Raw genomic sequence first — 7,874 nt, 5'->3', positions numbered from 1 at the left:
GATCCGTCCGATCCGGTTGTGGTCCAGGTGCTCCGCGGCGACCAGGACCGAGATCTTGTCGGGGCCGACGCCGGGCATGCCGCGGTGGACCCCACCGACGAAGCACTCGCCGACCTCGACAAGCCCGGAGAGCATCTCGCGGTCGGGCCGGACCATGGCCCGGCGCAGCTTGTGCATCCACGCCCACGCCGTCTCATACGATCTCATCCCCAGGACCCGCTGGAGGCCGAGAGCGGACACGCCGTTCTTCTGAGACGTCACGAACCACACCGCCGCGAACCACGTGCGCAGCGGAGTGCGGGTGCGGGCGGAGATCGTCCCGGCCGTCACCGACGTCCGGCGCGAGCACCCCTTGCACATCCACAGCCCGGCGCCCGTGCGCCAGTAGTCGCGGTTCCCGCACTTGGGGCAGACGAACCCGTCCGGCCATCGCAGCTTGGCCAAGTACTCGAGACACGCCTCATCGGTGCTGAACCAGTCATGGAATTGCCCGAACGTGTTGGAGTAGTCCACGCCGGCCCGCGGCATCTGCGGCAGCAAATCGGCCACACCCCGGCCTACTTCAGCCAAGCAGATACCCAATACGTACGTTCGTCGCTGCGTGGCCAGTGTCCATTCCTGGCGATGAACACGGCGATGTCGAGTACGCGATCTCCCGAACTGAATGGGAGCTAGGCCGGACTGAATCGCCATAACGGAGACTCTGTAGACCTGCGTACCAGCGACGGGCGTTAGGACGCGCCTGGGCAATTCCTTGGCTTGCCCGTGGCGCGGCGGCGTCCTGACCCTTCAGTAGACCGCCGGTCTCACTGCGCGGTGCGCCTGCAGCTACGCGGCCAGTGCCGCTCCGAAGAGGCGTTCGGCCAAACGAAGCAGATGTACGGGTGCATCTGCATCCCAGCCGTTGGTCCCTTTGCCGAGGAAGACGGCGGTCCCCCCGACTGCCGCCTCAAGCGGGACACCCGCTTCCCGGATCAGCACTTCGGCTCGCAGGTTGAGAGGTAACGGAATAGCCTCCGCCTCGTCATTCAGATAAACGAGCCAATCCATGTAACTGATTGCTTTAATATTTCCCTCCACCAGGACCTGTCGGGAGACCAAATCATGGTCGATGTCGTCGATGCGAATAGGGCTACTAAGGCGATGGGGAATAACCAAGGCGGCGCAGGTCGGTCCCATGATTGATCCTTTCCTCAGGGATAAATCCGGACTAGCAATGTGAAATCACTTCATTAAATTACAGCTGAGATGGCATTGGGCCGTGATGAGCCTCTAGTAATTGTCACGCAATGTAAATCCTGAGGCGCGGTCGGGACTGACCCCTTTCCTTGGTGTTCGCGAGTCGCGTTCGCCGGCCACCACCCCGGCAGGTCAGCCGTTAGAGCGAAACGGCCGGCCTGCATGGGCGCTTTCGGAGGCGGACCTCTCCGCCCTCGCATTCCAGCATTACCGGCAACGGCGTCCAGCACTTGGTGACACCATAGCCTTCGCTGGAACGTTTTAACGGTGATTCTTGCGCGGCTTCTGGAAGAGTGACTCGCGACTGTCAGCCTTGGCTCTTTTGTCGGCCCTCTTCTCAAGAAGCGACTTCCCGGGCTTTTTCCAGTGGTTTTCTTGATGCTTTTTCCTGCCATGGAGTATCGGCCTTTCTTAACTCTGACTACACATCACCATACCCACTTTAAATTTAAATTCCAGTCGGTCTGTTTGCACGCGGTCGTGGATTTCCCTGGAGATGGACTTTTGTTGTCATTGCCGCTCTCTGGCTCTCCGCGGCCGCGCTACCACCGGTGCTGTTGATTGAAGATTCCTTCCTCCGGTACGACGTGGGGCAGTGCTGCCTTCTGACAACAGGTCATACCCTCCGGCCCTCAGGAGTTCGGGGGCATCGTCGTGCGGTCAACCAGGTATACACCTGCGTGATCGGGGCAGAGTCGAGCGAGGCGGGGAGCAGGAAGGCCTTGGGCAGGTTCTGCCCGGCCGGGTCGAAGTAAGCATCCGGATTGGTCCCGGGTTCCCTGGGAATCGGTGGCGAAGTGCTGTGCCATGTTCCCGGCCGCGGCTTGAGTTACCGATTCGATCAGCAAACGCAGAGGCGGAAAGAACGTTCACGGCCGACCCGCAGGGTCACTGGCAGTCAGATTCCACCTGGTCGAAGGCGGCGAGCCCGTCGCGCAGGTTGCCCGCGATCTCAGAATGTCCAGAGCAACATTTCATAGACGATCGCGAGCACTCACGAACTAATCGCGTCGCATCCTCCTTAGAGCGACACCAGTCGATCACAGAACGCCGCCAAAGAGGGATCAAATCCAGATCGGGGGCTTCTTCAGATGCGACTATCTAGTACCGCCTGCACCTTCTCGAACGACTCGGTCCATCCGTTGCGGTAAAAGTCCAGCCGTTCCTCCGTCAGGACCGGTCCCTGCGAGAGCATCAGGCGCGTGCCGGTGCCGGTACTCCCGAGAGAGCCAGTACTCCCGAGTGAGAGGTCGACGACGGTCTCCCGGTCGTCCGGCGTCGGTTCCTCCCAGCGGGGGGTGTACACCATGCGCCAAGGGGGATCGATCTTCAGGAACTCGCCTGAGAGGTGGAACGGTTCGCCGTCGGGTGGCGTCATGCGGAAGTGATAGCGGCCGCCTTCGGCTAGGTTCAGTTCGGCTGCCGGGATAGTGAAGCCCTGCGGGCCCCACCATTTCACCAGTTCGGTTGAGTCCGTCAGCATCCTGAAGACTTCTTCCGGGGGAGCAGCGAGGGTGCATTACAGGTTTAGGACCAGCTCGCCTGTTGGCTCGTCGCCCGTTGCCTTAGTCATCGTTCAACTCTGGCATCCTGCGGACGCTCAGGGAAGCGGATGGGGCTGGGAGCCGCCTGCCACGTCGCGAGCGTCGGCAGCTTGCCTTCCGTCATGGCCCGGCTGGACAGCGCTTCGCAGCTCCTCTTCGAAATAGCGACCCTTTAGTCCGATGCCAACACCCCTATTTCCGCAGGCCCATTCGGTCCGTAATGGCCCCATAGACTTCGGGGGCCTCTCGCGCCGGTGATGGGTGGCGCGGCGTTGAAGAGTCCCGGCCGGCTGCCCCGGCTCGGCGCAGGGCGGTCACGGGCTCCGGATAAGGATTCCGGGGACTGAAACCGGGGGAGCATCGCCATCGCTGCGGTCATCTACGCACTGAAGGGGAATCATCATGTTCAAGGATTCAAACATCATCGCTGTCCTCCCCGCGAAGGAATCTCAATGATGTTGTCAACGGTTTTGACGTTGCCCTCTGGTGCCCCGGCCGGTTCCTGGCCGGGGCACCAGAGGGGATCCAGGTCGACCAGCCAGGATAGGGTTTCCGGTTCTCCCAGTTCGGTGATCCCGGTGTTCTCGGCTTTGGGATTCGGTGCCTTCGGCGACCAGTTCAGCATCGGTTTTCCGGTCGAAGGCGACCATGCACGCGTGCGACGGCACGCACCAGGCGGAGGCCACTGCGCCGCACATAGCGTGCGACTACTGCCCTCCATCGAAGAAAACCCCTCGATGAGATCTATGTTGAAGCGGGCCACCTTCACTACCACAGCCAGGCCAGTGGGTTTAGACTGGCCACCCATGGGACTCTTGAACCGCTCGTGCTGGTCGGTCCGGGTAGGGGCCTCCGTGTACAAACGGAAGGACGACTGTGGAGTCTGAGGACAACAAAGCGCTCGTGCGGCGCTTCTACGCAGAGATCGACGCCGGGAACATCGATGCGATGGACGATCTGGTCGCTGAGGACTATCTTGACCACAACCCGCCATTTCCCGGACTTCCGGCCGGACGGGAAGGCCTGAAACAGGCCTTCCGCATATTCTGGAAGGCGACGCCAGGGCGGCACGAGATCGAAGACCAGATCGCCGAAGCGGACAAGGTGGTGACGAGGTTAACGGCCTACGGTCGACACGAGGGTGAGCTCCCCGGACCGCTGCCTCCCACAGGTGCCGACCTGCGGGAGACCGGAGTGGCCATCCACCGAGTCGAAAATGGAAAGATCGCCGAGCATTGGTCAGACCGGGACGACCTCGGGCTGATGCGGCAGCTCGGCGTGATCCAGTTACCCGGGGACTGACCCGGCATCCACGTACTGTTCATGGCTGCCGGCACCGCCCGCGTCCTGTCATCGGCCAGCGCGATGATCGTAGCTCATACGGAAGGCGGCCTGGTTCCTGGACAGCGAGGGCAACATCATCAACATCTCGCAGCGCGCGTAGGCCGGAGCCTGGCACCGATCAACGGCGCAAAGCATCGCCGGGGGCAACGAAGCCGAAGGGACCGGCCCCCGTTTTCAAAGCGGGGGCCGGCTTTCGCGTGGTTAGCAGAACGCTGGCGCCTGCAAATCAGTGAATCAGCCCTTGGACTCGTACGCCTTGGGGAGCTTCAGGCCGCGCTCGTCCAGAACGGTGCGCAGGCGGGTGGGGTAGTCGCTGATGATGCCGTCCACGCCGAGGTCCATCAGCCGCGTCATGTCCGCCGTTGTGTTGACGGTCCAGGGGATGACCGGCAGGCCGAGCTCGTGGGCTTCCTTGATCATTTCAAGCGTGACGGAGCTGAAGGCGGGGGAGATGACGTCGTAGCCCTGGGCTGCCGCGGCTTTGGCGAGCGATCCGCCGTAGGTGTCGATGTCGATGCCGCCGAGGTTGGGGCTGGCGCCGGGCTTGCCGACCTCGAGCCAGGCGTCGCCGCTGGACAAGGCGACGAGCGGCAGCTGCGGGGCGATCTTCTTGGTCAGGTTCAGCGAGGACCAGTCGAATGACTGCACGGTGCTACGCCCGGCCATGCCGGCGGTGTAGATCTCCGTGACCACGGCCTTGGTCAGGGCCACCATGCCCTCGCCGCCGGACTTCCCGTCCTCCACCTTGGTTTCGATGTTGAAGCGGACCTTCTTGGCGTCGGCGTCGCGGACCAGCTGGAAGACGTCCTTGAGCTCGGCGATCCGGTTGCCCTCGATCACGTCCTGCTCCGGGTACCCCTTGAGCTGGGTGAACCCACAGTCCAGGGTCTTGATCTGCGCGAGCGACAGCTCGGCCACCCGGTCACCGACGTAGGGGTACTGGGCGTCGCCGGGAGTCGCCGGCGCGGTGTCGCGGCACTTGTCGGCCTGGATGGTGTCGTCATGCCAGACGATCACCTTGCCGTCGGTGGTCAGGTGGGTGTCCAGCTCCAGCGTGGACACGCCGAGCTTCAGCGAATTGGCGAACGCGGCCAGCGATTCCTCGGTCCACTCGCCGCGGCCGCCGCGGTGCGCCTGCAGGTCGAAGGAGCCGTTGCTCTCGTTGGTCTTGATTGCCGTTGTTGCCTCTGCGGCCTTTGTTGTGGCGGCGTTCGACGACGGCGAGCCGGCTTCGGGGTTTGAAGCGGCGACGGCGGGGCTCGCCAGCGAGGCGATGAGCGCGGCAGCGGCCACGGCAGTCAGGGGTGTGCGCATGGTGATGGTTCCTCCCGGGTGACGTTACCGGCGTCGTGCCGGCGACCCGACCACCGTAGGGAGGCGAGATGGACTGTTGTGTGCGTGGAGCTGGACCGGGAGTGAACACGAGGAGACCGAGCCGGGTGACGGGCCTGGAGACGCGAAAACCGTTCATGTTCCGGACGGATCATCACCCTGCAGGAACTCCGCAACTGGGTCAGGCTTCCTTAGGTGCCCCCAGGACCGCCTGCAATTTCTCGAACGACTCGGTCCAGCCGTTGCGGTGCAGTTCGAGGCGTTCGTCTGTCAGGAACGGTCCCTGCGAGAGCACCAGGCGCGTGCCTGTGCCGGTACTTCCGAGTGAGAGGTCGACGACGGTTTCCCGGTCGTCCGGTGTCGGTTCCTCCCAGCGGAAGGTGTACACCAGCCGCCAAGGGGGATCGATCTCGAGGAACTCGCCTGAGAGGTGGAACGTTTCGCCGTCCGGTGGGGTCATCCTGAATCGGTAGCGGCCGCCTTCGGCGAGGTTGACGTCGGCCGCAGGGATGATGAAGCCGTGCGGACCCCACCACTTCACCAGTTCGGCCGATTCCGTCAGCATCCTGAAGATTTCTTCCGGGGGAGCGGCGAGCGTGTACTCCAGGTTCAGGACCAGGCCGCCAGTTTCCGCATTCCCGGTTCCCTCATTAACGGACTCCGCATTCATCCTTCAACTCTGGCATCGTGCGGCCACCGGCGGAAGGGCGCTTTGCAGCTCCCTGTTCGAAGAGCATCCCTTCAGCCCAATGCCAGTCACCCCTGTTTCCGCAAGACCAAATCGGTCCATAATGGCCACATAACTTCGGGGACCCCTCACGCTGGTGATGGGTGGCGCGGCGTTGAAGAGTCCCAGGTGGCTGCCCCGGCTCGGCCCAGGGGCGGTCACGGGCTCCGGACAGGTATTCCGGGGACCGAAACCGGGGGAGCATCGCCATCGCTGCGGTCATCAACGCACTGAAGGGAATCATCATGTTCAAGGATTCAAACATCATCGCTGTCCTCCCCGCGAGGGACATCAACAGGGCGAAGGAGTACTACCGGGACAAGCTGGGAATCGAACCCTCCGAATCCATGGAAGAGGGCAGCGTCATGTACAACTGCGGCCAGGGAACCCGCTTCCTCGTTTACCAGACAGAGAATGCCGGGACCGCGAAGAACACCCAGATCGGCTGGGAAACGGACAATCTCGAACGCGAGATGGAAGAACTGCGGGGCCGCGGCGTCGTCTTTGAAGACTACGATTTTCCCGGCCTGAAGACGGAGAACGGCGTCGCCACCGCATCCTGGGGGAAGGCAGCCTGGTTCCTGGACAGCGAGGGGAACATCTTCAACATCTCCCAGCGCGCGTAGGCAGGAGTCTGGCACCGGTCAACGACGCAAAGCATCGCTGCCGCCGGCTAAGAAGCCGGAGAGAACCGGCTCCCGCCACCAAGGCGGGAGCCGGTTTCAGCGCCGTGCTGGCCGGCGGCGAGCCGGACGTCGCCGCTGGACAGGGCGAAGAGCGCGGTCAGAACGGCGGGGTACGCAGTAGCGGCGATTCGCAGGCTAGTTCGTGTGCGGTTCCCCCGGCCGCCGGTGCCGGTGGTGCAGCTCGTAGCTGTCGAACACATCGGAAGAGGTGGCTCCGGAATGGCCGAATTTGCCTCGGAGGACCTCCGCGAGTCCGTCCAGCGCCGCGTGGAGCATCCGTCCGGCGAACTGCAGTTCAGGGTTCTCGCTGCGCTGGGCCTGGGATGCCAGCTCCTGGGCGTAAGCCACCGTGGCGGGGAGGGAGCCGCGCTGCTCAATTTCACGGAAGTAGTAGGTTTCGTGGAACGCAAGCAGGTCGATGCTCACGGTAGCCACGTTTCCGGCAATTGCCTCCAAAAGGCCGGCAGCGTGACTGGGATCCATGGCCGATACACCTGCCGGACCTGCAGCCTCCCTGAACAGGTTCAGCTGGTGGGCAAGGGCCCGGCGTCGGTTCAGGGCAGGGAAAGTCTGCAGGATCCAAGTCACCGTTGCTGTCAGCAGGCCGAATCCGGTGACGGCCTCAAGGGCGACAACCAGCCGGAGCAGTGGTTGCGTTGCCACGATATCGCCAAACCCCACGGTGGAAAGAGTGACCAGGGAGATGTAGAGGGCTTCGGCGAAGTCGGCCCGCAGGGGAACTCCGGCTCCGTAAACAAAGCCGTCCGTCAGATGGGGCAGGTATAGCAGCGCCCAGCCGATGGCCGCCAAGCCTGCCCAGGCACCAATGACAGCGGCCATCGCCAAGGGTGCCGCGATGAAGGAGCCCCGGCCCCGGAGCTTTCTTGATACAAGCCAGAATCCGCGCATGATCGCCCGGCCCAGAGGACCGGAACCGTGCGGATAAAGGAGTGTACGAAAGACGTCAACGAGCATCAGCAGAACCAGCCCGGCCCCCAAAAC

Annotated in this window: 7 protein-coding genes and 1 pseudogene; 2 read left to right on the top strand and 6 right to left on the bottom strand. The window is 63.2% G+C overall.

Annotated elements, in window-relative coordinates; translation table 11 throughout:
- From AC1D1S_RS17400 to AC1D1S_RS17390, 3 genes and pseudogenes are all read right to left on the bottom strand, one after another.
- A partial coding sequence (locus AC1D1S_RS17400; protein WP_476995038.1) for an IS1595 family transposase occupies nucleotides 1–549 on the bottom strand: 549 nt, incomplete at its 3' end.
- Between the two features lie 279 nt (nucleotides 550–828).
- A complete protein-coding gene (locus AC1D1S_RS17395) occupies nucleotides 829–1,179 on the bottom strand; it encodes a DUF3846 domain-containing protein (protein ID WP_476946762.1) in 351 nt (116 codons plus the stop codon).
- A 1,147-nt stretch (nucleotides 1,180–2,326) separates the two neighbouring features.
- Nucleotides 2,327–2,737, bottom strand: a pseudogene (locus AC1D1S_RS17390) (SRPBCC family protein); the annotation flags it as partial.
- A gap of 922 nt (nucleotides 2,738–3,659) precedes the next feature.
- Here AC1D1S_RS17390 and AC1D1S_RS17385 point away from each other — a divergent pair.
- The gene (locus AC1D1S_RS17385; protein ID WP_476946764.1) at nucleotides 3,660–4,085 is read left to right on the top strand and encodes an ester cyclase; all 426 of its coding nucleotides are present in this window, start codon (nucleotides 3,660–3,662) and stop codon (nucleotides 4,083–4,085) included.
- 276 nt (nucleotides 4,086–4,361) lie between these two features.
- Here the strand turns inward: AC1D1S_RS17385 and AC1D1S_RS17380 are convergent, their stop codons facing one another.
- Nucleotides 4,362–5,441 (bottom strand): glycerophosphodiester phosphodiesterase family protein, encoded by a 1,080-nt coding sequence (locus AC1D1S_RS17380; protein ID WP_476995037.1) that lies wholly within the window; start codon nucleotides 5,439–5,441, stop codon nucleotides 4,362–4,364.
- A 199-nt stretch (nucleotides 5,442–5,640) separates the two neighbouring features.
- Nucleotides 5,641–6,129, bottom strand: coding sequence for an SRPBCC family protein (locus AC1D1S_RS17375; protein ID WP_476995036.1), 489 nt, complete (start codon nucleotides 6,127–6,129; stop codon nucleotides 5,641–5,643).
- Nucleotides 6,130–6,431: 302 nt separating this feature from the next.
- On the opposite strand from AC1D1S_RS17375, the gene AC1D1S_RS17370 reads away from it, so the two are divergent.
- Entirely contained in the window at nucleotides 6,432–6,812 is a 381-nt protein-coding gene (locus AC1D1S_RS17370) for a VOC family protein (RefSeq protein ID WP_476951800.1), read from the top strand.
- A 195-nt stretch (nucleotides 6,813–7,007) separates the two neighbouring features.
- Here the strand turns inward: AC1D1S_RS17370 and AC1D1S_RS17365 are convergent.
- The coding region (locus AC1D1S_RS17365) for a potassium channel family protein (RefSeq protein WP_476995035.1) at nucleotides 7,008–7,874 on the bottom strand (867 nt) is incomplete at its 5' end.

Source organism: Arthrobacter sp. P1_A5 (assembly GCF_056406825.1).
Note: the sequence above shows the minus strand (reverse complement) of the source record. Positions and strands in the feature narration are given on the sequence as shown.

What these genes read in the sequence shown, in the direction of transcription:
- AC1D1S_RS17380 (WP_476995037.1), bottom strand. Translation starts at nt 5,441, where the DNA reads ATGCGCACACCCCTGACTGCCGTGGCCGCTGCCGCGCTCATCGCCTCG.
- AC1D1S_RS17375 (WP_476995036.1), bottom strand. Translation starts at nt 6,129, where the DNA reads ATGAATGCGGAGTCCGTTAATGAGGGAACCGGGAATGCGGAAACTGGC.
- AC1D1S_RS17370 (WP_476951800.1), top strand. Translation starts at nt 6,432, where the DNA reads ATGTTCAAGGATTCAAACATCATCGCTGTCCTCCCCGCGAGGGACATC.
- AC1D1S_RS17395 (WP_476946762.1), bottom strand. Translation starts at nt 1,179, where the DNA reads ATGGGACCGACCTGCGCCGCCTTGGTTATTCCCCATCGCCTTAGTAGC.